The following is a 22,116-nucleotide window of genomic DNA, read 5'->3' on the forward strand; positions in this document are numbered from 1 at the left end:
GAGGGTGCCAGCGATGAACGACCGCCCGCTCTTCGAGGCGATGACGCGAGGCATGATGGGCCGCTGCCCCAACTGCGGCACCGGTGCGCTGTTCAACGGATTCCTGGCGGTGAACGATCATTGCCCGGTCTGCGGCGAGGCGCTCTACCACCACCGCGCCGACGATGCGCCGCCTTACATCGTGATGTCGTTCGTCGGCATCTTCGTGATCGGCGTGATGTTCTACGTCGAGATCGCCTACGAGCCGGCGCTATGGGTGCATGCGGTGATCTTCCTGCCGATGACGGTGATCCTGTCGCTGGTTCTGCTGCGCCCCACCAAGGGCGTCATGATCGGGTTGCAGTGGGCCAAGCGCATGCACGGTTTCAATCCCAACAGCCCAGGGGGGGACGCATGAGCCAACGCATGGCCGGGCGACCGGCCGATCCCAGCGCGGACTTCGCCATCGACCGCGACGACCTGCTGGCGACCCGTTCGGTCTGGCGGGCGATGTGGAACGGGACGAAGGCGCGCTGCCCCGCATGCGGCGACGGCGGCCTCTACGACGGCTTCATCAAGGTCGCCGATGCCTGCCCGACCTGTGGCGAGGCGCTCCACCACCACCGCGCCGACGATGCGCCGCCCTACATCGTGATGATGATCGTCGGCCACGTCGTGATCGCGATCATGCTGCTCTACGAGATGATGATGACCCCCCAGCTGTGGCTGCACGCCGCCATCTTCCTGCCGATGACGGTGGTGATGTCCCTCCTCCTGATGCGCCCGGTGAAAGGTATGCTCGTCGGCCTGCAATGGGCCAACCTGATGCACGGGTTCGACCCGGACTACGCGGGGGGCGACGCGTGAGCGAGGCGACCGCCGCCGAGCGGCTGAAGCGCGACGCAGCCGCCGGCAAGGCCGAGGGCCACCGCCGCGTCACGATCCGCGACGCCGCCACCCTCATCCTGATCGACCGTGAGGGTCCCTCGGTGCTGATGGGGCGGCGCTCGATGAGGCACGTGTTCATGCCCGGCCGGTTCGTCTTCCCCGGCGGCCGCGTGGACCCGACCGACGCGCGCGTGAAGCTCGAAGCCACGTTCGATCCGGCGACGCTCGGCAAGCTGACCACCGCGATGCGCTCCAGCCACGGCGAGGCTCGAGCGCGCGCGCTCGGCGCGGCGGCGATCCGCGAGGTCTACGAGGAGACCGGCGTTCTCGTCGGCACCAAGGGCGCGGCGACGCTGCCCAACGGCCCGGCCTGGCAGGCCTTCCGCGACCGCGGGATCGGGCTCGACTTCTCGGCCCTGCGCTATGTCTTCCGCGCGGTGACCCCGCCCGGCCGGCCGCGCCGATTCGATACCCGCTTCTTCGCCATCCCCCGCGAGGCGATCGCCGAGATCGACCCGACGCGCGTCGGCGAGGACGCGGAGCTGGAGGAGATCGCCTGGGTGACGCTGGACGAGGCGCGCAAGCTGGAGCTTCCCGGCATCACCCACATCGTGATCGACAGTCTGGCCGAACGGCTGGCCGCCGGCCCGGACCTCGCCGCCGGCGGCGACGTGCCCTTCTTCCGCATGGTCCGCGGCGAGCGAAAGATGGTGGTTCTCTAGGCCGCCGGTCTGCGCGGGGGCGACCGGTGCCCCGCGCCGGCGAGACGGGGCGCGCCGGCCCCCGCCCCGCCGGCCGAAGTGCGACGCTGGCGCATCACCGATGCCCCCCGCCGTTCACACACCTGCATTGCGCCACCGATAGCCGCTGGCGCTCGCCGGAATTTTCGGCCAAAGACAACGCGTAGCGCGTACCCCGTCGGAGCCATGGACCAGACGTCTCGCCAGACTGTGGCCTCGATGTCGCACTCGATCGCCGCCGATCCCTTCGCTGCGACGCCCGGCCGCCCCTTGCCCAAGGACTCCCGCCGGCCGCCCAAGGGACCGACCGATCTGTGGGCGCTCGTGGCCGTGATCAGCGGCATCACCGGCGTGGGCGCGGCGTTGTCGCTGAGCCTGCCGTTGTTGTCGATCGTGCTGGAGCGGCGCGGCATCTCGCCGTCGCTGGTCGGCGTCAACACCGCCGTCGCCGGCATCGCGGCGATCATGGTGCTCCCCTTCGTCACCACGCTGGCGCGCCGCTTCGGCACCGCGCGGGTGATCGTGCTCGCCTTCGTCGCCATGTCGGTCACGTTGATGGGCTTCTTCGTGGTGAAGCCGTTCGTCCTGTGGTTTCCGCTGCGGTTCGTCTTCTCCGCCTCCATTACGCTGATCTTCGCGCTGACGGAGTTCTGGATCGGCTGCCTCGCGCCGCCCGACCGGCGGGGCTTCGTGGTGGGGATCTACACCGCGTTCCTGTCCATCGGCATCTCCATCGGCCCGCTGATCCTGGCGCTGGTCGGCACCGAGGGGGTCCTCCCCTTCGCCATCGGCGCGACGGCGATCCTGGCGGCCACCGTGCCGGTGCTCTTCGTCTCCGGGCGGGAGCCGCTGCTGCCGGACGGCGGGCAGAAGAACCTCCTGCGTTACGTCGCGCTCGCCCCGCTGGCGCTGTTCGCGGCGCTGGTGTTCGGCGCGGTCGAGTCCGGCGGCACGGCGATCCTGCCGCTCTACGGCACCGCGATCGGCCTGGCGGCGAGCCACTCGGTCGTGCTGGTCAGCGCGGTGGCGGTCGGCAACATCCTTTCGCAGATCCCCATCGGCTACCTCGCCGACAAGGTGAACAAGCGCGTCCTGCTGCTCGGCTCGGCGGCGGTCGGCGCGGTGGGGGCATTGCTGATCCCGCTGGTGCATGACCATTTCGTGCTGCTGCTGGCCGTGCTCTTCGTCACCGGCGGCATCGTCACCGGCCTCTATACGATCGGCCTGACGCAGCTCGGCGAGCGCTACCACGGCGCCGACCTCGCCTCGGCCAACGCCGCCTTCGTGATGATGTACGCGTTCGGCATGCTGATCGGCCCGATTTCGTTGGGTGCCGGGCTCGATCTCTTCCCGCCGCATGGATTTGCCATTGCCATCGCGGTGATTTTCGCCATCTACGTGATCTTGGGCTCGCTCAGGATCCTGTCCGATGGGGTGGGCGATTGACTGTCGCGCCCCGAAGGCTTGACAGGGGCGCATCCGCCCCCCATCAGCAAGGTTTGTTCAGCTCACTTCAGTTTGCGCCGCGGGGCGGCGTCGGAGGCTCCTATGGCGAAGGCCAACACCATCAAAGTCAAGCTCGTGTCGACCGCGGACACCGGCTACTTCTACGTCACCAAAAAGAACACGCGGACCATGACCGAGAAGATGGCCAAGACCAAGTACGACCCGGTCGCCAAGAAGCACGTCGAATTCCGCGAAGCGAAAATCAAATAATCACTTCGGCAGGAACGACTTGATCGTCGAGATGAAGCGATCGATCGAGATGGGCTTCGACAGGTAGGCCTCACAACCGGCGGCGCGGATGCGTTCCTCGTCGCCCTTCATCGCAAATGCCGTCACCGCGATGACGGGGATCGGCTTCAAGTCGGGGTCCGACTTGATCTGCTCCGTCACCTCCAGGCCGGACATCTCGGGAAGCTGGATGTCCATCACGATGAGATCCGGCCGCTCTGCTTTGGCCACCTTCAAGGCGTCGATCCCGTTGCGCGTTTCCAGGATTTCCATCCCGCTCGCCTCGAGCAGATCGTGGAAGAGCTTCATATTCAGCTCGTTGTCTTCCACGATGAGCACCCTGTGGGCCATGCGCACTCCATTTGTGACCACGCCACAGCGGCGTCCTCGCCTGTGTGTGGGGCGTTGACCGTGCCGTCAAGTCGATCGCCGCGCCACCCCGTGACGAGGTCCCGCCGCAACGCGGACGACCCCGACGCCGGCACCATCGCCATCGCCGCTCTATCCTACTTTGCGACGGAACCGAAGACGATGAGCCGCTTCTTCGCGCTCACGGGCCTGGATCCGACCACCCTGCGCGATGCGGCGTCATCCCCGACCTTCATCGCGGGCCTTCTCGACTTCGTGCTGGCCGACGAACGGGTGCTCATCGCCGTCGCCGAAGCCCAGGAAACCACGCCCGACGCCATCGTGCGCGCCCGCCAGGCGCTCGAGCGGCGCGTCGGCGGCGACCCTGTCGCCGGCTCGGTCGCCGACGACGGCTGGCCGCCCCGCCCCCACGACGACTGGGCCTAGGATGCCCGCGCTGCCGGGCGCTCCCTCCCCGTTCGGCGCCGCACGATGAGCGCCGCCGCCGCGCTCTGCCGGGACTGCGCGGCGATTCTTCCCATCGACGCGCCGACCCGTTGCCCGCGCTGCCGCAGCCCGCGCTTGGTGCGACACGCCGAACTGACCGCGCTCGTCATCGCCCATGTCGACTGTGACGCCTTCTTCGCGGCTGTGGAAAAGCGCGACGACCCGTCGCTGCGCGATGTGCCGGTGATCGTCGGCGGCGGCCGGCGCGGGGTGGTCTCCACCTGCTGCTACCTCGCCCGCATCCACGGCGTTCGCTCGGCGATGCCGATGTTCAAGGCGTTGCAGGCCTGCCCCGACGCGGTGGTGGTCCGCCCCAACTTCGAGAAATATGTCGCCGCGGGGCGCGAGGTGCGCGACCGGATGAAGGCGCTGACGCCCCTGGTTCAGCCGCTGTCGATCGACGAGGCCTTCCTCGACCTGTCCGGCACCGAGCGGCTGCACGGGGCGCCACCCGCCGCCGTCATGGCCCGTTTCGCCAAGCGCGTGGAGGACGAGATCGGCATCACCGTCTCGGTCGGTCTCGCGCCCAACAAGTTCCTGGCCAAGTTCGCCTCGGACGCCGACAAGCCGCGCGGCTACACGGTGGTCGGCCAGGTCGATGCCGAGGCACGCCTCGCGGACGAGCCGGTGACGCGCCTGCCGGGGGTCGGTCCCGCCGCGGCACGCAAGCTGGAGGCCGGCGGCGTGCGTCTTGTGCGCGACGTGCAGCGCGCCAACCTGACCGACCTGATGCGGCGCTTCGGTGAAACCGGGCAGCGCCTGAAGCGCCTCGCGCACGGCAAGGACGACCGTGCCGTCGACCCGTCGAGCGAACGGAAATCGGTCTCCGCCGAGGAGACTTTCGAGGCGGACATCGCCGACCGGCACACGCTGCTCGCCCTGCTGCGCCACCTGTCGGAGAAAGTCTCGACGCGGGCGAAGGCGGCCGAGATCGGCGGGCGCACCATCACGCTGAAGCTGAAGACGCCGCAGTTCCGCACGATCTCCCGCTCCGAGAGTCTCGAGGGGCCGACCGCGATGGCGCACCGCATCTTCGCCGTCGGCAAGGCGCTGCTGCTCGCCGAGCCCGAGGGGCAGCCCTACCGCCTCATCGGCATCGGCATCAGCGGCCTGGTGCCCGCCGGCGAGGCCGACGGCGAGGAGCTGTTCGACCCCGCCCGCACCCGCCTCGGCAAGGCCGAGCGCGCCATGGACGCGCTGCGCGCCCGCTTCGGCGACGACGCCGTGGTGACCGGCCTCTCGCTCTCGCGCCCGCAGCGGCATTCCCGGCCGGACGTCCCGCGCACGGACGACCACCGCGCCGCAGAGCCCGGACCCGGCGCTCCGACCGCCGGCCGCCGGCCGCGAGGTCAGAGCGAGTAAAAGGGGTCCGGGCCGAACACCATCGCGTCGAGGTCGACCTCCTCCGGCTGGACGCCGAGGAGCACGACCGAGGAATCGCCCACCTTCACCAGAGTGTCCCGCGCGCCGATACCGCGCACCGCGACCCGCGGGTCTGCGCCCGGATCGTCGATGCCGAAGGTCGAGAAGTCGAGCGTGTCGCGGCCGGGTTGAAAGTCGGTCACCGTGTCGCGCGCGCCCTGGGGGAGGAACCGGAAGACGTCCGCGCCGGCGCCGCCGGTCAGCGTATCCGCGCCCGCACCGCCGCAGAGCGTATCCGCCCCGGCGCCGCCCCACAGCCTGTCGTCGCCGCGAGCGTCCGACAGGTGATCGTGACCGTCCCCGCCGACGAGCGTGTCGTCGCCCCCTTCGCCGGAGAGGACGTCGTGACCGCCGCCGCCCCACAACATGTCGCCGCCGCGATCGCCCTCGATCGCGTCGGCGCCCTCCTGGCCGTGCAGCGTGTCGTCGCCGCCCTGCCCGTGCAGCGTGTCCGCGCCACGCCCGCCGAAGATCGCGTCGTCGCCGCGCCCCCCGCCCAGCACGTCGGCGCCGAGGCGGCCGGAGATTCGGTCCGCCCCGTCAAGCCCCGCGACGGTATCGGCGCCGGCCAACGCGTCGATCACGTCGCCGCCGGCGGTGCCGGCGGTGCCGTCGAGGTCGTCGTCGCCTTCCGTGGGGGCTCCGTCCAGCGTGAGGCCGTCGATGCGATAGAAGAGGACCTCCTCGTCCCCTCCGAACGGCCAGACCGGATCCTCGGACGGGTCCATGATGGAGCTGAACACGACGTGCAGCCCGCCGCCGGCGTAGGCCAGCACGAGGCCGCCCTCGGTGTAGGCCGACAGATCCACCTCGTGCGTCGTGGTGGCGAGCTCGGTGAGCGTGCCGGTGCCCGACACCTCGTAGAGCGTCAGGCGCTCGTCTTCACCGGGCGCACCGACCGAGAGCGTGACGAGGAAGCTCTGCCCCCAGACCGTCCCGCTCCCCATGTCGACGATACCCGACACGTCGACACCCGTGTCGAAGGTGCCGATCGCGCCGTTGCGGCGCACGATGAGCCCCCCCAGCGCCCCCGCGCCCGCCGACGCGGTGAAGAGATGATCGAGGCCACCGAATTCGAGGACTTCGATCTGTTCGTAGGATGTCGCCGGCGCGTCGAAGGTCACCGTGGGGCCGAACGCACCGTCGGCCCGCAGCGTCTCGTAGGTGTTGCCTCCGCGGAAAATCAGCGCCCGGTCGCGCAGCTCGGCCACAGCGATTTCGCTGCCGATGGCGCCGCCAAGGTCCACCGTGTCCGTTACCGTGAGGGAGCCATCGTCGGCGACCCGGCTCGAGACGAGCGCCGGCGGCCCGTTGCGCGGCTCGCGTGCGGAGATCAGGTAGGCCTCGCCGCCGATCTGGGCGACCGCCACGTCGGGAAGGCTCACGCTGGCGAGGTGCTGGGTCGGGCCCGCGATGCGGTCCAGCGTCCCGCCGATGTCATAGGCCAGGTCGCTGCCGTGCACGGACCCGGCATAAGGCGGCTGGTGGTAGAGGAGCAACGGTCCGTCCGACGTCTCGACCGTCACGAAAGAACCATGCCAGGACAGACCGTCGACGATATCCTCTGAGACCCGATCGAGGGCGCCGTCGGCCTGGAGCGCGAACTCGTCGATGCGTCCCCCGCCCACGTCGCTGAAACCGGCAACGAAGATCCGCGCGCTGTTCCCGGCCCCCACGACTTCGACGGATCCGACCCCAGAAAACGGTGGCGGCCCCCAAAGGCGCGCGACTTCGTCAAAAACCACGTCGGTCACAAGTCCTCCCGCCACATGCCCGCGATCTTACCGCCGCGGTCTGACACGCGACAGCATTTAAGATCAAAGTTCAGGAATAGTGGATATAGAAAAGGCCGCCCCGGAGGGCGGCCCATCGTGTCGGTCGTGAACAGCGCGGGCGCTTAGTTCTTCGACTTGTCGACCAGCGCCTTTTCCTTGATCCACGGCATCATCGCGCGCAGACCCTCGCCGACCTCTTCGATCTGGTGGGCGTTGTTCTTCGCGCGGGTCGCCTTGAACGAGGTCTGGTTGACCTTGTTCTCCAGCATCCAGTTGCGCGTGAACGTGCCGGACTGGATGTCCGTCAGCACCTTCTTCATCTCCGCCTTGGTCTCGTCGGTGATGATGCGCGGGCCGGTGACGTACTCACCGTACTCGGCGGTGTTGGAGATCGAGTAGTTCATGTTGGCGATGCCGCCCTCGTAGATGAGGTCGACGATGAGCTTCACCTCGTGCAGGCACTCGAAGTAGGCCATCTCGGGGGCATAGCCCGCCTCGACCAGCGTCTCGAAGCCGGCGCGGATCAGCTCGACCAGACCGCCGCACAGGACGACCTGCTCGCCGAAGAGATCCGTCTCGCACTCTTCCTTGAAGGTCGTCTCGATGACGCCGGCACGGCCGCCACCGATCGCCGAGGCGTAGGCGAGGCCGAGGTCGTGCGCGTTGCCGGTGGCGTCCTGCGCGATGGCGATGAGCGTCGGCACGCCGCCGCCGCGCTGGTACTCGGAGCGCACCGTGTGGCCCGGGCCCTTGGGCGCCACCATCAGGACGTCGAGGTCCTTGCGCGGCTCGATGAGGTTGAAGTGCACGTTGAGGCCGTGCGCGAAGAGGAGCGCGGCGCCCTCTTTCATGTTGGCGGCGAGCTGGTCGTTGTAGATGTCGGCCTGCAGCTCGTCCGGCGTCAGCATCATGACGACGTCGGCCCACTGAGCGGCCTCTTCCACCGTCATGACCTTGATGCCCTCGCCTTCGGCCTTCTTGGCGGAGGCGGAGCCGGGGCGCAGCGCCACGACAATGTCCGGGCAGCCCGAATCGCGCAGGTTGAGGGTGTGGGCATGGCCCTGGCTGCCATAGCCGACGACGGCGATCTTCTTGCCCTTGATCAGGCTGATGTCGGCGTCGCGGTCGTAGTAGACGCGCATAGTTGCTCCCTGAAGTTGGAATTGTTGGGAGCATCACCTCCCGTCGCGGACCGTCATAGACGGTTTGCAACGGGATTGTGAATGGCTTAGGCGCACTGCATAGAAGATCGCCCCGAATTGCCGACCGGAAGGTCAGCGGCGGGCTCAGTTGGCGCGCAGCTCGGGCTGGCCCGCCATCGCCTGCGAGCTCGCTTCGGAGAGCATGTGCGGCGCGAGACAGGCCGCGAGCGCGTCGCAGTGCTCGGTCTTTGTGCGGCGCGTGACCGGCTCGCCCAACACGTCGGCGACGATGAGCTGCAGTTCGGCGATGCGGATCTTCTTGTCCTTGCCGAGCCGGTCGATCAGCTCGCCGGCCTCCGCGGACGAAGCCTCGGAAAACTGCTCGATGTAGCGCATGACGAGATCGCCCCGCACGCCCACCGGCATCGTCTCCATGGTGATCAGCGTCTTGGTGGCCGGCGCCCGCACGGGGACCGGCTTCTCGGACAGCGGCCCGACCTCGGCGGCGACGGGGGCGGCGGCCGGGGCGGCGCGGCGCTCGGAGACCGCATGGGCCGGCACGTTGGCCGACCGCTCGGGCAGGATCATCGCGTTGCGGTCGCGCGCCAGACCGATCCCGGAGATCGCTCTCTGGTTGGCTTCCATCTCGGCCGCAGCAACTCGCATGACGGAGCGCGCGATATTGCGGGTATAGCGCTCCAGAAACTCAGCTAGAAACCACATTGTTGTCCACCTCCACTGGAGTGGGCGAGGACGTTCGTTGCCCTCCGACGCGGCACACAATGGAGCGAAAGTGTTGACGACTCCTAAAGCATGTTCGCCTAGTCGATTTTTACCGTACTTCCGCTGAGGTTCGAGTAGATCGCAGGTGATCGCCACGGCCCGTCGGGCGATCATCTGTTCCAATTCCGTTCTCCACCGCCCCCTCCGCAGCGCGGGCCGGGCCGGCGGCGCGGCACGCCCGTCAGAAGCGCCCGCGCCCCGCAGGACGCCGCGCATTCTCTGCGGTTTCGGCGGCCGGAGGGCGCGGCCCGGCCTCGCCCCGGCGCGAGACGCCGGTGGGGCGGGCGGTGGGGCGCCCCGGCGGGCGGGGCGCGGCGCGCTACTCGGAGAAGGTGGCGAGATAGGCGATGATGTCGGCCCGCTGTTCCTCGCGGCGCAGGCCGCCGAAGGCCATCTTCGTGCCCTTCACGGACTTGCGCGGCGATTCCAGGAACGAATCGAGCAACGCCTCGTCCCACACTTTGCCTTCGCCGAACTCGACCATGCCCGGTGAATACTTGAACCCTTCCAGCGTCCCCGGCTGCCGGCCGATGACCCCGTTGAGCTGCGGGCCGATCTTGTTCTGAGCGCCCTCGCCGACCGCGTGGCAGGCCATGCACATCCGGAAGACCTTCTCACCGGCGGCCGGGTCCTGGGCCAGCGCCGGCGCGGCGGTGGCGAGGGTGACGGCGGCGGCCACCGCCAGCACGAGCTTTGTCATTGCGTTCCTCCAAACTAGACGAGTTATTGTTTTAGAGCAGCCGCGGTCCGGCGCGATACGGCCGGCACGCATCCGATGGTCGTGATTGTCGCGAAATCGGGACGCGCCAGGCCGGCGCGACCGCCCGCGATCCCGGCACGCCCGGCATCCGTCATCGCGCCCGTCAGACGCCCAGGCGCTCGGCGTGCCAGGCGATGTGGTCGGGCATGAAGGTGGAGATGAAGTAGTAGGAGTGATCGTAGCCCGGCCGCATCCGCAGGGTGAGGTCGATGCCGGCGTCGGCGCAGGCTTTCGCCAGCAGCTCCGGCTTGAGCTGATCGGCGAGGAAATTGTCCGCCTCGCCCTGGTCGACGAGGATGTCCTTCACGCGCGCCCCGTCCTCGATCAGCGCCACGGCGTCGTGCCGGCGCCATCGGGAGGTGTCGCCCCCAAGATAGGCGGGGAAAGCCTTCTGCCCCCAGGGCACCTGCGCCGGGGCCACGATGGGCGCGAAGGCGGAGACCGAGGCGAACCGCTCGGGATGGCGCAGCGCGATCGTCAACGCGCCATGTCCTCCCATCGAATGACCGAAGATCCCCTGCCGCCCCAGGTCGGCGGGGACGTTCGCAGCCACCACCTCCGGCAGCTCCTCCTCGATATAGGTGCGCATCTTGAAGTGCGGCGAGAAGGGCGGCTGCGTCGCGTCGACGTAGAAGCCCGCGCCCTGGCCGAGATCGTAGGCCTCGTCATCGGCCACGCCCTCGCCGCGGGGGCTGGTATCGGGGCACACGACGATGATGCCCGCCTCGGCCGCCGCCTTGCGATACTCGCCCTTCTCCATGACGTTGGCATGGGTGCACGTGAGCCCGGATAGGTACCACAGCACCGGCCGCGGCCCGGCTTCCGCCTGCGGCGGCAGGTAGACGGCGAAGGTCATCTCCGTGCCGGTGGCGCGCGAGGTGTGCTTGGCGACGAGCTGCTGGCCGCCGTGCGCGGCGAAACGCGAGACGATGTCCATCGTCATTGCGCGCTCGCCTCTTCGCCCAGCAGCATGCGGCGGTAGTTCTCGGCGACCTTCGGGTGCAGCGGCCAGTTGATGCAGCCACCGTCGTACGGGGTGACGATCTTCAGGTGGGTGACGTTGGTCTCGCCGATGGAGATCGCCACCGTCTCACCGGTGTGGCTGGCGGTGAAGGCCGACAGCGCCTTCTCCGCGCCCGGGGCGAGGCAGAAGGTGAGCCCCTCCTTCTGCTCGACGCTGACGATGTCTCCGTCCGGCACGACGTAGGAGTCGGCATCGACGGTGAAGGCGAGCGGCTCGGGCGTGGCGGCGAGCGCGCGCCCCAGGAGCGCCCCGCCGAGCGCGCCGAGGCCGAAGAGCGTGACGCCGAGCGCCACCACCGCGGCCATACGGGTCAATGCCGCCATCAGTAGACGACCACGGCGCGGATCGACTTGCCCTCGTGCATGAGGTCGAAGCCCTTGTTGATCTCGTCCAGCGGCATGGTGTGGGTGATCAGGTCGTCGATGTTGATCTTGCCGTCCATGTACCAGTCGACGATCCGCGGCACGTCGGTCCGTCCGCGCGCGCCGCCGAAGGCCGTCCCGCGCCACACGCGGCCGGTGACGAGCTGGAAGGGGCGGGTGGCGATCTCCTGGCCGGCGCCGGCGACGCCGATGATGATCGATTCGCCCCACCCCTTGTGGCAGCACTCCAGCGCCTGACGCATCACGTGGACGTTGCCGATGCACTCGAACGAATAGTCGACGCCGCCGTTGGTGATGTCGACGATCGCCTGGACGACCTTGTCGCGCCCGACCTCGTCCGGATTGACGAAGTGCGTCATGCCGAACTTCTTGGCGAGTTCCACCTTGGAGGGGTTGAGGTCGACGCCGATGATCTTGTCCGCGCCGACCATCCGCGCGCCCTGAATGACGTTGAGGCCGATGCCGCCGAGGCCGAACACGGCAACGTTGGAGCCCGGCTCGACCTTGGCCGTGTTTACCACCGCGCCGACGCCCGTCGTCACGCCGCAGCCGATGTAGCAGATCTTGTCGAACGGGGCGTCCTCGCGGACCTTGGCGAGGCTGATCTCGGGCAGCACCGTGTAGTTGGAGAAGGTGGAGCAGCCCATGTAGTGGTAGATCGTGTCGTTGCCGATGCGGAAGCGGCTGGTGCCGTCCGGCATGAGGCCCTGGCCCTGGGTGGCGCGCACCTTCTGGCACAGGTTGGTCTTCGGGTTGAGGCAGTACTCGCACTCGCGGCACTCGGCCGTGTAGAGCGGGATCACGTGGTCGCCCTTCTTCAACGACTTCACGTCGGGGCCGACGTCGACGACGACGCCGGCGCCTTCGTGACCCAGGATGGCCGGGAAGATGCCCTCCGGGTCGTCACCCGAGCGCGTGAACTCATCGGTGTGGCAGATGCCGGTGGCCTTGATCTCGACGAGGACTTCGCCCGCCTTCGGGCCTTCCAGCTCGACCGTCGTCACCTCGAGCGGCTTGCCGGCCGCGAAGGCTACGGCTGCACGCGTTTGCATGGTTTCCCCCGTCCCTTTGTCTGTGTTGCGCAGTCCGACTGATGGCTGGACAACGGCGCCAACTAGGGCAAAGGCGTGCGGTCGAGCGCAAGGTGGAGGAAAGTCGTAATGTCGAAGCGAGGAAAAGTCGGGTCGATCGCGTGGCTTGCGGCGTCCGTGGCGCTGACCCTGCCGGCCCTGGCGGACGACGCGGTGCGCCGCGGCGAAGATTATCCGACTGTGGTCGTCGCCGACTATGTGCTCGGCTGCATGAAGGCCAACGAGGAGACGCGCAAGGTGCTCGAGCAGTGCTCCTGCTCGATCGACGTGATCTCGACGCTGATCCCCTATACCCGTTACGAAGAGGCCGAGACCTACCTCAGCCTCGGCCAGATCTCCGGCGAGCGCGGCGTGATCTTCCGCACCAGCGAGGAGTCGAAGGCGGCGGTGCAGGACTTGCGCCGTGCCCAGGTCGAGGCGGAGTTGCGCTGCTTCTGAGCGCCGCGCCGGCCGCTCAGGACCCCTCGACCGGGAAGGTCTGGCCGAATTCGTTGCCCTCGGTGTCGCTCGCCTCGACGGTGAGGGGGGCGCCGCTCGAGCGGAACTCGATGCGGAAGTTGGGGTCCTCGGAGATCGAGATGCCGCCTTCCATTTGCAGCACCAGCGCCTCCCCCTGCCGGATCGTCACGTTCGAGACGAAGTGGGCGGGGATGTAGAAGCGGGTGAGCTGGTCCATCTGCAGCCCGGAATTGTTGGGGTGGCGGATCATCAGCTGCGCCGTGGCATGGCCCGGATCGTCGGCGGCGCCGGCCGCGTCGCCGCCGAACCAGCGCATCTTCATCTTGCCGAGGTTGGCGAGCGCCAGCTCTGCGTCCTTCGCCATCGGCGCGGCGCAGCCGCCGGACGCCTTCACGAACGTCTCCGCCATGTGGAGCGATCCGTCCGACAGCTCGGCCACGACGTGGACCGGCGTGTAGGCGTTGACGCGCACACGGGTGGCGATGGCGGTGACGCCCGCCGCGGGACCGAGGATGAAGGTGGCGGCGACGGGGGCGGGATTTTCGTCGATCACCAGGGTCAGCCGGGCGACCGTGCGCGGGTCGTCCTCGGAGAGCGCGGTGCGGATCGTCACCGGGACGATGGCGGCATCCTCGGCACGGTACGGCGCCTCGATGGCGACGAGGCCGTCCTCCACCAGCGCCGCGTCGCCAAACAGGCTGGCGCGAATGTCGGCCCAGGCGGTGCCGTCGCTCTGAGCCTGCGCGGCCGGGGTGGCGGCGGTCATCCCCGCGGCGAACGCGGCCGCCATCAGGTTGCGCCGGATGAACATCGACATGCGAGCCTCCATTCTCTCTTGATGCGCCCGCTGCGTGACGGGGTCGTTGGTCGCCTATTCCCACTCCAGCTCGGCATAGGCGGCGGTGACGTTGCGGCGGTGGAACGCGTCGACCAGCACCCAGCCGGCGGCCGGCTCCGGCGCATCGGCCACCGCACGCGCGAGCGGCGTCCCCTCCGCGATGGCGCGGCGCACCTCGGCGGCGACCCCCTCCAGATAGCGCCGCTGCGGGGCGAGCGCGGCCGGCCACGGAACCGCCGCCGGCCCGTGGCCCGGAACCACCCGCGTGGCGGAAAGCTCTGCCAGACGCGGGTGAACGGCCAGCCAGCCGGCGATGCTGCCATCCACCACAGGTAGATGATGCACGAAGACGAGGTCGCCGGCAAACAGCGTCCCGGTGGCGAGATCGAGCACGGTGAGGTCGTTGTCGGTGTGGGCGGTGGGCCAGGCGGTGAGCCGCAGCACGCGCCCGCCGAGGTCGATCTCGCCGCCTTCGGCGACGTCGCGGTCCGGCAGCACGATCTCCTCCGGCCCGGCGCCGGCGTCGCCCATCGCCAGCGAGGTGCTCGCGCGGTAGTGCCCGGCGCGCACCGCCAGCGCGCGGCCCAGCTTGGCGTGGGCGAAGAAGGCCGGGTCCGCCCCCTGCGGCCCGGCACCGCGAAAGGCGGCATTGCCGAAGGTGTGGTCGGGATGCATGTGGGTGTTGATCACGGCGAGGACCGGCAGCGCCGTCACCTCGCGTATCGCGGCCAGCAGCGCCCGCCCGATGGCGACGCTGCCGCCGGTGTCGATGACCGCCACGCCCTCGGCGCCGACGACGAAGCCGAGATTGGCGATGTCGCCCCGGTTGTCCGGTGCGGCGAGCGCCTCAGCCCCTTCGTGGACGTAGACGCCGGGGGCGATCTCGACGGTCGTCAGCGCGTCGCCGGCCGCCTCCCCGACCGCCCGCGGCGGCTGGGCGAGGACCTCCTGGTGCGCCTGGGCGAGCACCGTCACGGCCAGCAGCCCCAGGGCGAAGGCGGCCGGGGCCAGCCTCATTTGCGCCGCACCCGGCCAAGACCGGTGGCGCCGGTCCAGTCGGCCTCCGCCTCGCCGATCACGTCCACCAGGCGGGCCGAGGCGAGCGCCGCACCGGCGAGGCGGGCGCCGGTGAGGGTCGCGCCGGTGAGGTCCGCACCGGAAAGATCGGCTCGGGTGAGGTCCGCCCCGCTCAGGTCCGCTCCCTTCAGCGAGGCGAAGGCGAAGTCGACGCGGTTGAGGTCGGCGCCGCTGAGGTCGGCCGCGTCGAGTCGCGCCGAGCGCAGGACCGCCCGCACCAACCCCATCGACTGGTTCTTCATGTCCGCTCCCAGCACCGCGCCCCTCAGGTTCGCCTCTGTCAGGTCCGCGCCTGACAGGTCGGCGGTGATGCGCGCGCCGCTGAGGTTCGCCCGCACCAGGGCGGCCTTCTGCATCTGCGACGAGCGGAGGCTGGCGCCCGTCAGGTCGGAGCCGGTGAGGTCGGCCTCCATCAACCATGCCTGATCGAGGATCGCGCCCGAGAGGTCGGCCCCGGAGAGCACGGCGCGGTTGAGGTAGGCCGCCCGCAGCCGCGCGCCCGGCAAGGCGAGGCCGCCGAGATCGAGCGTGGCGAGGCGCGCCTTGGTCAGTTCGGCCGGCCCGTGCGCCGCCGCCGCGACGACGGCCTCGCGCGTCATCGCCGGAACGGTCATCGCCTCGGACTCGAGGTCGACGTGCGCGAGGGGGGATTGCGCGCGCAGAGGCGCCACGGACGCCATGAGGACGCACAGCGCGACCGCGGCTAGCCCTCCCGCGCGCCTTTGGCAAGCCCCGCCTTTAGTCGCAATAGAACACCCCGGCGACGGTCGCGCGGCGGTGAGAAGAACAGACCATCGGCCTCTGCCGGTCGACATCGCAAGTCGCCTGTGGTCACATGCGGCGAAGTTATAGCGCAAGTGAAGTATTTGCGGACCAATCCTTTAGCAGCGGGACTTTGGTCGTATGCGCTGGAACGTTGTTCAGACTTCGAATGGCATTGCAATCTCTGGCGAGATCATGATGGGATACCGCATCGAACCGCGGGGTCTCACTCGTGGGAAAAAACGCTAGGGAGGTGCTGATGAAGCGATTGATCTTGACTTCGGCTTGCAGCGCGCTGGCCCTCGGCCTCGCCGCAACGGTGGCCGTCGCCAACGACAAGCTGACCGAAATGGAAGGCAACGCCGCCGACTGGGTGATGCCGACCGGAAACTACGCCAACTGGCGATATTCCGAGCTCGACCAGATCACCAAGGACAATGTCGGCCAGCTCCAGGTCGCCTGGACCATGTCGACCGGCGTGCTGCGCGGCCACGAAGGCTCGCCGCTCGTCATCGGCAACATGATGTACTTCGCCACCCCGTTCCCCAACAACGTGTTCGCCCTGGACCTGTCCAAGGACGGCACGATCAAGTGGAAGTACGAGCCCAAGCAGGACCCCAACGTCATCGGCGTGATGTGCTGCGACACGGTGTATCGCGGCGTGTCCTACGCCCCGGCCAACGGTGACACCCCTGCCCTCGTCCTTCTCCAGCAGGCCGACACCACCCTCGTCGCCCTGAATGCCGAGGACGGCTCGGTCGTCTGGGAGGTCCAGAACGGCGACCCGACCAAGGGCGAGACGGCGACGATGGCGCCGATGGTCGTCAAGGACAAGGTCATCACCGGCATCTCCGGCGGCGAATACGGCGTCCAGGGCCACGTCACGGCCTACAGCCTCGCCGATGGCAGCCAGGCCTGGCGCGCCTTCTCCACCGGTCCCGACGATCAGACCCTGATGGACCCGGAGAACACGACCCACCTCGGCAAGCCGGTGGGCAAGGACTCCGGCACCGCCACCTGGGAAGGCGACCAGTGGAAGATCGGCGGCGGCACCACCTGGGGCTGGTACTCCTACGATCCCAAGCTCGACCTCGTCTATTACGGCACCGGCAACCCCTCCACCTGGAACCCCGCCCAGCGCCCCGGTGACAACCGCTGGTCGATGACCATCTTCGCCCGCGATCCGGACGACGGCATGGCCAAGTGGGTCTACCAGATGACCCCGCACGACGAGTGGGACTTCGACGGCGTCAACGAGATGATGCTCGCCGACCTCGAGTTCGACGGTCAGACCGTCCCCGCTCTCGTCCACCCCGACCGCAACGGCTTCACCTACACGATGAACCGCGAGACCGGTGAACTCCTCGTCGCCGAGAAGTTCGACCCGGCGGTGAACTGGGCCACCCACGTCGAGATGGACAAGAACAGCGACCAGTACGGTCGCCCGCAAGTCGTCTCCGACTATTCGACCGAGCAGAACGGCGAAGACGTCAACACCACCGGCATCTGCCCGGCCGCGCTCGGAACCAAGGACCAGCAGCCCTCGGCCTACTCGCCGAAGACGGGTCTATTCTACATCCCGACCAACCACGTCTGCATGGACTACGAGCCGTTCCGCGTCTCCTACACCGCGGGCCAGCCCTATGTCGGCGCGACGTTGTCCATGTATCCCGCGCCCAACAGCCACGGCGGCATGGGCAACTTCATCGCCTGGGACGCGACGAAGGGCGAGATCGTGTGGTCGATCCCCGAGCAGTTCTCGGTGTGGTCGGGCGCTTTGGCGACGGCCGGCGACGTGGTCTTCTACGGCACGCTCGAAGGCTACCTGAAGGCGGTCGACATCGAGACCGGCGACGAGCTGTACCGCTTCCGCACCCCGTCGGGCATCATCGGCAACGTGATGACCTACGAGCATGAGGGCAAGCAGTACGTGGCGGTGCTCTCGGGCATCGGCGGCTGGGCCGGCATCGGTCTGGCGGCCGGCCTCACCGACCCCAACGCGGGCCTCGGTGCCGTGGGCGGCTATGCGGGCCTGAAGCAGTACACCGACCTCGGCGGCCAGCTGACGGTGTTCGCCCTGCCCGACAGCGCGACGAAGTAACTGGCCGGCCGGCTCCGCGCCGGCCGCGCCCCTCGCGCCATCCAACCACGACGCATCAGACGGGGCGGCCCTCCACGAGCGGCCGCCCCGTTTGCCACGCACATAGCGCTTAAAAGGTGCAACCTATGATAAGACGCGTACTGATCGGGGCCGCCCTCATCGCTGTATCGACGGCTGCGTTCGCCGTTGGCCCCGGCGACCCCGCCTCCGTAGAGAATGTCGACGGCCGCAACTACGACGCCGACGGTGTTCCCACCTACACGATCGCCGAAGACGGCACGGTCGACTGGCCCACCTACTCCGGCTTCCGCCGCTACCACGCGGAGTGCCACGTGTGCCACGGGCCGGACGGGATGGGGTCGAGCTACGCACCCGCGCTCGTCGAAAGCGCCGCCAACATCGACTATTACCAGTTCTACGAGGTGGTCGTGAACGGCAAGCAGGATGTCGGCACCGGGCAGGCCAACCAGGTCATGCCGGCGTTCGGCACCAACCCCAACGTCATGTGCTACCTGGACGACATCTACACCTACCTCCGGGCGCGCGCCCAGGGGGGCCTGCCGCGCGGCCGTCCGGCCAAGAAGGAGGCGAAGACCGATGCGTTCGTCGAGGCTGAGAATGCCTGCATGGGCGGCTGACCGCAGCCCGCGGCGCGCGCTGACGGGCGCCCTCGCCGCGGCGCTGACCCTCGCGGTGGGCGGCGCGGCCGCCCAGCAGACGGGCTTCGGGGCCGACCTCGAGCTCGTCGACCAGACGGTGCTGCGCGTGTGCGCCGACCCCAGCAACCTCCCCCTCTCCAACGAGGCCGGCGAAGGCTACGAGAACAAGCTCGCCGAGCTGATCGCCGCCAAGCTGGGCCGGGAGGGCGTCACCTACGCCTACTTCCCCCAGGGGGTCGGCTTCGTGCGCAACACGCTGCGCGCCTTCCAGTGCGACGTCATCATGGGGTTCGCCCAGGGCAACGAGCTGGTGCAGAGCACCAACCCCTACTTCCGTACCGCCTACGCGCTGGTGGTGCCGCAGTCCTCCCCGCTCGCCGACGTCACCAGCCTCTCCGATCCCCGCCTCGCGGACGCACGGCTCGGCGTCGTCGCCGGGACGCCGCCCGCCACCACGCTGGCGCGCAACGGTCTCATCGGCAAGGCCCGTCCCTACCAGCTCATGGTGGACACCCGGATCGACCATCCGATCGAGGACATGTTCGCCGACATGGAAGCCGGCGAGATCGACGGGGCGCTGGCCTGGGGGCCGATGGCCGGCTGGTACGCCGAACAGGCCGACCCGCCGCACGTGGTGATCCCGCTCGTCCACGAGGACGGGGGGCCGCGCATGACCTACCGCATCACGATGGGTGTGCGCCCCTCGGACCAGGAGTGGAAGCGCACTCTCAACCGGGTCATCCGTGAGAACCAGGACGAGATCAACGCCATCCTCCTCGATTTTGGCGTCCCGCTGCTCGACGAGCACGACCAGCCGATCACCGGGAGTGCGGATTGACGCTGCGCCGGAACGCGGCGGCCGCCAACTTGGCGGCCGTCCTCGTCGCGGTGCTGCTCATGGCCGCCGCCCTCGTCGCGGCCGCGGTGGTCGCGGCCGGCCTCGGCCCCACACCTGCCGCCGCCGAGCCGGCCGCATCGCCGTCCCCGCCCGGCGCCGTCGCCGAGCCGGCCGGCTACCGCGGCCCGCCCTACCGTGCGCCGGTGCCGTCCACCCTGAGCGGCGCCGAGGTGCTGACGACCGACGCCGCCCGCGCCCTCTGGCAGCGCAAGGCGGCCACCTTCGTCGACACGCTGCCCACCCCCAGGCGGCCGGACAAACTCCCCGAGGGCACGCTCTGGCGACCGCAGCCGCGCGCGGACATCCCCGGCAGCGTCTGGCTCGCCAACACCGGCTACGACCGCCTCTCATCCGACATGGAAGCCTACTTCGCGGCGGCCTTGGCGCAGATCACCGGCGGCGACCCTTCGGCACCGCTCGTCTTCTACTGCCTGGCTGAATGCTGGATGTCGTGGAACGCGGCCAAGCGCGCTCTCGCCGCAGGCTACGACAATGTGCGCTGGTATCCCCAGGGCACCGACGGATGGGCCGCCGCCGGCCTCCCCCTGGAGCCCCGCCACCCTTACGAACTGGCGCCTTAGCCGCCCGGCGTCACGGCGATGCCGCGCGCGCCGGCCCCGTCAGTCGGGCATCGCGCCGGCGATGGCACGGCCGAGGGCGAAGAGACGCTGCTCGACGAAGCGCGGCACCTCGCACACGTAGGGCAGCGAGGCGCGGCGCTCGTTGAAGATGCGCGTCTGCCACTCGAGCTGGGTCTGCGCCCGAGCGACGGCGTCGGGGTCGGCGGCCGGGTCGCGCCGCAGCGCGCCGAACTCGCTGGCCATCGTGCGCACCTGCTGCGCCACCTGCCGCTGGCGGCGGGCATAACGCTCGATGCCCTCGATGATCTCGCCCCGCTCTGCGTTCATGGTCTCGAAGAGGCCGGCGAAAAGGAGGATCAGGCGCCGGCTCTCGTCCGGCTCCAGCCCCGCGGCGAAGGTGTCGATCTCCGCCTCGGCCTCCTCCAGCGCAGACCGGCGCTGCGAGAGGCGGCGGACCATGTCCGCCACCTCCGGGTCGTCGCGCCAGTCCGCGCCCGCCGCGTCGAGCGACGGGCCGGTCCACACCGCGGCCGGCGTCAGGGCCGGCACTTTGCGCTGCACGCAGGGCCAATCGGTATCCCCGCCATCGGCCGCCGACACCGGGACGGCGGCGCACGCGGTGGCGAGGGACAGGGCGAGGACGAGGACACGGCGCATGGCGGTCAGTCCGTCACGTTGAAGATCGCCTGCTGCGACTCGCCGGTGGTGCCGGGGATGCGCAACACGAAGCGGCCGGGGCGGATCGGGATGAAGTCCATCTCCAACTCGCCCTCGTCGTCGAACTCGAAGGAGTCGATGCCGAGCGGGCGGATCTCGATGTCGTTGATGACGATCTCGTTGATCCACACGTTGCGGAAGAACTCCGCACCGGAGATGGCGAGCTCGGCCGAGCCGTCGGCCTCGATGGTGAGCTCGTAGAACTTGCCCGCCTTCAGCTCGTACGGCTTTTCCGCAAGTGGCTGGCCGGAGGAGAGTTTGATCGGCGGCAGCTCCTCCGCCCCGCCGGTGAGGAGACCGGCCTGACCGAATGCGGGCCCGGCGGCGAGAGCGGCGGCGAGGCCGAGCGCAGCGGTCAATCGAAGTGCCTTCATGGGTGTTTTCCTTCTTCTGTCAGGCCAAATTATTCGGGCCGTGCCACGACGCCCCAGGGGAACTGCCCCACCTGGACATTGTCGACGACTTCGCGCTTCGCGACGTCGATCACGGACACGTCGTTGGAAACGCCGTTGGTGGAAAAGATGAAATCCTGGTCCGGCGAGAAGCCGAGCTGCCAGACCCGCTGGCCGACCAGGAGATAATCGAGCACCTCGTAGGTCGCCGGGTCGATGACCGCGACGCGATTGGCCGGGCCGAGCGCCACGAACGCGACGGTCATGTCGTCGGAAATGCGGATCCCGACGGGTTGGATCGCCTCCGGGCGCAGGCCCGGGATCTCGAAGGTGATCTTGTGCGTCACCTTGCGTGTGTCGGTATCGATCACGCTCACCGTGCCGCCGATTTCGGACGAGACCCAGACCTCCGAGCCGTCCTTCTTGAACTCGGCGAAGCGGGGGCGCTGGTCGACGAGCACGTTGTCGGTGATCTCGTGCGTCTCGGTGTCGATGAAGTGGGCCATGTTCGTCGTCTCGGACGTGTTGACGATGAACTTGCCGTCGGGCGAGACGCCCATCCCCTCCGGCTCCACGCCGACCGGGATCTCGCTCACCATGGAGCGGCTCTTCAGGTCCACCACGGTGACGAGGTTGTCGTCCTCGTTGGCGATGTAGAGGTGGACGCCGTCCGGATGGAGCACGAAGAGCTCGGGGTCGGGGCCGGACGGCAGCGTATGGACACGCTCGAAGGTGTCCGTGTCGTAGACCTCGACGGTGTCGTCGTCGCCGACGGCCACCAGAAGGTGCTTGCCGTTCTCGGCGAGCGTGATGCCGCGGGGGCGCTGGCCGACGTCGATGGTGTCGGTCACCGCCATGGTCTCCGAGTCGATGACGGAGACGGTGTTCCCCTTCTCGTTGGAGACGAAGATCTTGTAGGCGGCGGCCTCGCCGACCGAGGCCATCAAGGCCACGATCGCGAGCCCGCTCAATAGCGTGCGCATGCGCTCCTCCCTGTCGAAGCGTGATGAGGCCCGCGGCATCTGGTGCGCCGCTCCGGCCGGTGTGGCGCCGCCG

26 protein-coding genes are annotated in these 22,116 nt (G+C 69.1%); 12 read left to right on the forward strand and 14 right to left on the reverse strand.

Going from position 1 to position 22,116, the window contains the following annotated elements; genetic code table 11:
* Window positions 1-13: 13 nt before the first annotated feature.
* The 5 genes from MRB58_RS04285 to rpmG all read left to right on the forward strand — a co-directional run bounded on the left by MRB58_RS04285 (window position 14) and on the right by rpmG (window position 3,323).
* Complete coding sequence (locus tag MRB58_RS04285; protein WP_244780478.1) at window positions 14-397, forward strand: DUF983 domain-containing protein; 384 nt, start codon at window positions 14-16, stop codon at window positions 395-397.
* Complete coding sequence (locus tag MRB58_RS04290; RefSeq protein WP_244780479.1) at window positions 394-846, forward strand: DUF983 domain-containing protein; 453 nt, start codon at window positions 394-396, stop codon at window positions 844-846. Before MRB58_RS04285 ends, MRB58_RS04290 begins: the two co-directional genes overlap by 4 nt.
* A complete protein-coding gene (locus MRB58_RS04295; protein WP_244780480.1) occupies window positions 843-1,589 on the forward strand; it encodes an NUDIX domain-containing protein in 747 nt (248 codons plus the stop codon). The genes MRB58_RS04290 and MRB58_RS04295 overlap by 4 nt, the downstream gene beginning before the upstream one ends.
* Window positions 1,590-1,793: 204 nt before the next feature.
* On the forward strand, window positions 1,794-3,053 hold the full coding sequence (locus MRB58_RS04300) for an MFS transporter (protein ID WP_244780481.1): 1,260 nt from the start codon (window positions 1,794-1,796) through the stop codon (window positions 3,051-3,053).
* A gap of 102 nt (window positions 3,054-3,155) precedes the next feature.
* On the forward strand, window positions 3,156-3,323 hold the full coding sequence (gene rpmG, locus MRB58_RS04305) for a 50S ribosomal protein L33 (protein WP_244780482.1): 168 nt from the start codon (window positions 3,156-3,158) through the stop codon (window positions 3,321-3,323).
* On the opposite strand, the gene MRB58_RS04310 is transcribed toward rpmG, so the two are convergent.
* Complete coding sequence (locus tag MRB58_RS04310) at window positions 3,324-3,692, reverse strand: response regulator (protein WP_244780483.1); 369 nt, start codon at window positions 3,690-3,692, stop codon at window positions 3,324-3,326.
* Window positions 3,693-3,782: 90 nt separating this feature from the next.
* On the opposite strand from MRB58_RS04310, the gene MRB58_RS04315 reads away from it, so the two are divergent.
* Together MRB58_RS04315 and MRB58_RS04320 are read left to right on the forward strand one after the other, a co-directional pair.
* Window positions 3,783-4,136 carry a DUF3572 domain-containing protein gene (locus tag MRB58_RS04315; RefSeq protein ID WP_244780484.1) on the forward strand — a complete coding sequence of 118 codons (354 nt, stop codon included), beginning with the start codon at window positions 3,783-3,785 and terminating at the stop codon, window positions 4,134-4,136.
* 45 nt (window positions 4,137-4,181) lie between these two features.
* On the forward strand, window positions 4,182-5,558 hold the full coding sequence (locus tag MRB58_RS04320) for a DNA polymerase IV (protein ID WP_244780487.1): 1,377 nt from the start codon (window positions 4,182-4,184) through the stop codon (window positions 5,556-5,558).
* Here MRB58_RS04320 and MRB58_RS04325 read toward each other — a convergent pair.
* The 7 genes from MRB58_RS04325 to MRB58_RS04355 all read right to left on the reverse strand — a co-directional run bounded on the left by MRB58_RS04325 (window position 5,546) and on the right by MRB58_RS04355 (window position 12,537).
* On the reverse strand, window positions 5,546-7,246 hold the full coding sequence (locus tag MRB58_RS04325; protein ID WP_244780488.1) for a calcium-binding protein: 1,701 nt from the start codon (window positions 7,244-7,246) through the stop codon (window positions 5,546-5,548). The two genes, MRB58_RS04320 and MRB58_RS04325, sit on opposite strands and share 13 nt — an antisense overlap.
* A gap of 269 nt (window positions 7,247-7,515) precedes the next feature.
* A complete protein-coding gene (gene ilvC, locus MRB58_RS04330; RefSeq protein WP_244780489.1) occupies window positions 7,516-8,535 on the reverse strand; it encodes a ketol-acid reductoisomerase in 1,020 nt (339 codons plus the stop codon).
* 144 nt (window positions 8,536-8,679) lie between these two features.
* Complete coding sequence (locus MRB58_RS04335; RefSeq protein ID WP_244780490.1) at window positions 8,680-9,258, reverse strand: hypothetical protein; 579 nt, start codon at window positions 9,256-9,258, stop codon at window positions 8,680-8,682.
* A 379-nt stretch (window positions 9,259-9,637) separates the two neighbouring features.
* Window positions 9,638-10,018, reverse strand: a complete 381-nt coding sequence (locus MRB58_RS04340; RefSeq protein WP_244780491.1) for a cytochrome c family protein — start codon at window positions 10,016-10,018, stop codon at window positions 9,638-9,640.
* A 163-nt stretch (window positions 10,019-10,181) separates the two neighbouring features.
* Window positions 10,182-11,021, reverse strand: coding sequence for an S-formylglutathione hydrolase (fghA, locus tag MRB58_RS04345; RefSeq protein WP_244780492.1), 840 nt, complete (start codon window positions 11,019-11,021; stop codon window positions 10,182-10,184).
* Window positions 11,018-11,425, reverse strand: a complete 408-nt coding sequence (locus tag MRB58_RS04350) for a hypothetical protein (RefSeq protein ID WP_244780493.1) — start codon at window positions 11,423-11,425, stop codon at window positions 11,018-11,020. Before MRB58_RS04350 ends, fghA begins: the two co-directional genes overlap by 4 nt.
* Complete coding sequence (locus tag MRB58_RS04355) at window positions 11,425-12,537, reverse strand: S-(hydroxymethyl)glutathione dehydrogenase/class III alcohol dehydrogenase (RefSeq protein WP_244780494.1); 1,113 nt, start codon at window positions 12,535-12,537, stop codon at window positions 11,425-11,427. Before MRB58_RS04355 ends, MRB58_RS04350 begins: the two co-directional genes overlap by 1 nt.
* 108 nt (window positions 12,538-12,645) lie before the next feature.
* On the opposite strand from MRB58_RS04355, the gene MRB58_RS04360 reads away from it, so the two are divergent.
* Complete coding sequence (locus MRB58_RS04360) at window positions 12,646-13,014, forward strand: hypothetical protein (RefSeq protein ID WP_244780495.1); 369 nt, start codon at window positions 12,646-12,648, stop codon at window positions 13,012-13,014.
* Between the two features lie 16 nt (window positions 13,015-13,030).
* On the opposite strand, the gene MRB58_RS04365 is transcribed toward MRB58_RS04360, so the two are convergent.
* From MRB58_RS04365 to MRB58_RS04375, 3 genes are read right to left on the reverse strand one after another with little or no spacing between them, the layout of a single operon-like run.
* A complete protein-coding gene (locus tag MRB58_RS04365) occupies window positions 13,031-13,852 on the reverse strand; it encodes a quinoprotein dehydrogenase-associated SoxYZ-like carrier (RefSeq protein WP_244780496.1) in 822 nt (273 codons plus the stop codon).
* 54 nt (window positions 13,853-13,906) lie between these two features.
* On the reverse strand, window positions 13,907-14,890 hold the full coding sequence (locus MRB58_RS04370; protein WP_244780497.1) for a quinoprotein relay system zinc metallohydrolase 2: 984 nt from the start codon (window positions 14,888-14,890) through the stop codon (window positions 13,907-13,909).
* A complete protein-coding gene (locus MRB58_RS04375; RefSeq protein ID WP_244780498.1) occupies window positions 14,887-15,630 on the reverse strand; it encodes a pentapeptide repeat-containing protein in 744 nt (247 codons plus the stop codon). The genes MRB58_RS04370 and MRB58_RS04375 overlap by 4 nt, the downstream gene beginning before the upstream one ends.
* A gap of 341 nt (window positions 15,631-15,971) precedes the next feature.
* Between MRB58_RS04375 and MRB58_RS04380 the strand changes: the two genes are divergently transcribed.
* The 4 genes from MRB58_RS04380 to MRB58_RS04395 all read left to right on the forward strand — a co-directional run bounded on the left by MRB58_RS04380 (window position 15,972) and on the right by MRB58_RS04395 (window position 19,951).
* On the forward strand, window positions 15,972-17,813 hold the full coding sequence (locus MRB58_RS04380; protein ID WP_244780499.1) for a methanol/ethanol family PQQ-dependent dehydrogenase: 1,842 nt from the start codon (window positions 15,972-15,974) through the stop codon (window positions 17,811-17,813).
* A 125-nt stretch (window positions 17,814-17,938) separates the two neighbouring features.
* The gene (locus tag MRB58_RS04385; protein ID WP_305853220.1) at window positions 17,939-18,451 is read left to right on the forward strand and encodes a c-type cytochrome, methanol metabolism-related; all 513 of its coding nucleotides are present in this window, start codon (window positions 17,939-17,941) and stop codon (window positions 18,449-18,451) included.
* Window positions 18,432-19,310, forward strand: coding sequence for a substrate-binding domain-containing protein (locus MRB58_RS04390; protein WP_244780500.1), 879 nt, complete (start codon window positions 18,432-18,434; stop codon window positions 19,308-19,310). Before MRB58_RS04385 ends, MRB58_RS04390 begins: the two co-directional genes overlap by 20 nt.
* A 59-nt stretch (window positions 19,311-19,369) precedes the next feature.
* Window positions 19,370-19,951: a PQQ-dependent catabolism-associated CXXCW motif protein gene (locus tag MRB58_RS04395; protein WP_371747275.1), complete on the forward strand. Its 582-nt coding sequence runs from the start codon at window positions 19,370-19,372 to the stop codon at window positions 19,949-19,951.
* Between the two features lie 39 nt (window positions 19,952-19,990).
* On the opposite strand, the gene MRB58_RS04400 is transcribed toward MRB58_RS04395, so the two are convergent.
* From MRB58_RS04400 to MRB58_RS04410, 3 genes are read right to left on the reverse strand one after another with little or no spacing between them, the layout of a single operon-like run.
* Complete coding sequence (locus tag MRB58_RS04400; RefSeq protein WP_244780502.1) at window positions 19,991-20,608, reverse strand: hypothetical protein; 618 nt, start codon at window positions 20,606-20,608, stop codon at window positions 19,991-19,993.
* Between the two features lie 5 nt (window positions 20,609-20,613).
* Window positions 20,614-21,042 (reverse strand): hypothetical protein, encoded by a 429-nt coding sequence (locus MRB58_RS04405; RefSeq protein ID WP_244780503.1) that lies wholly within the window; start codon window positions 21,040-21,042, stop codon window positions 20,614-20,616.
* A 29-nt stretch (window positions 21,043-21,071) separates the two neighbouring features.
* A complete protein-coding gene (locus MRB58_RS04410; RefSeq protein WP_244780504.1) occupies window positions 21,072-22,043 on the reverse strand; it encodes a YVTN family beta-propeller repeat protein in 972 nt (323 codons plus the stop codon).
* Window positions 22,044-22,116: the final 73 nt, after the last annotated feature.

The sequence above is a fragment of the Acuticoccus sp. I52.16.1 genome (assembly GCF_022865125.1).
Lineage (GTDB): Bacteria > Pseudomonadota > Alphaproteobacteria > Rhizobiales > Amorphaceae > Acuticoccus.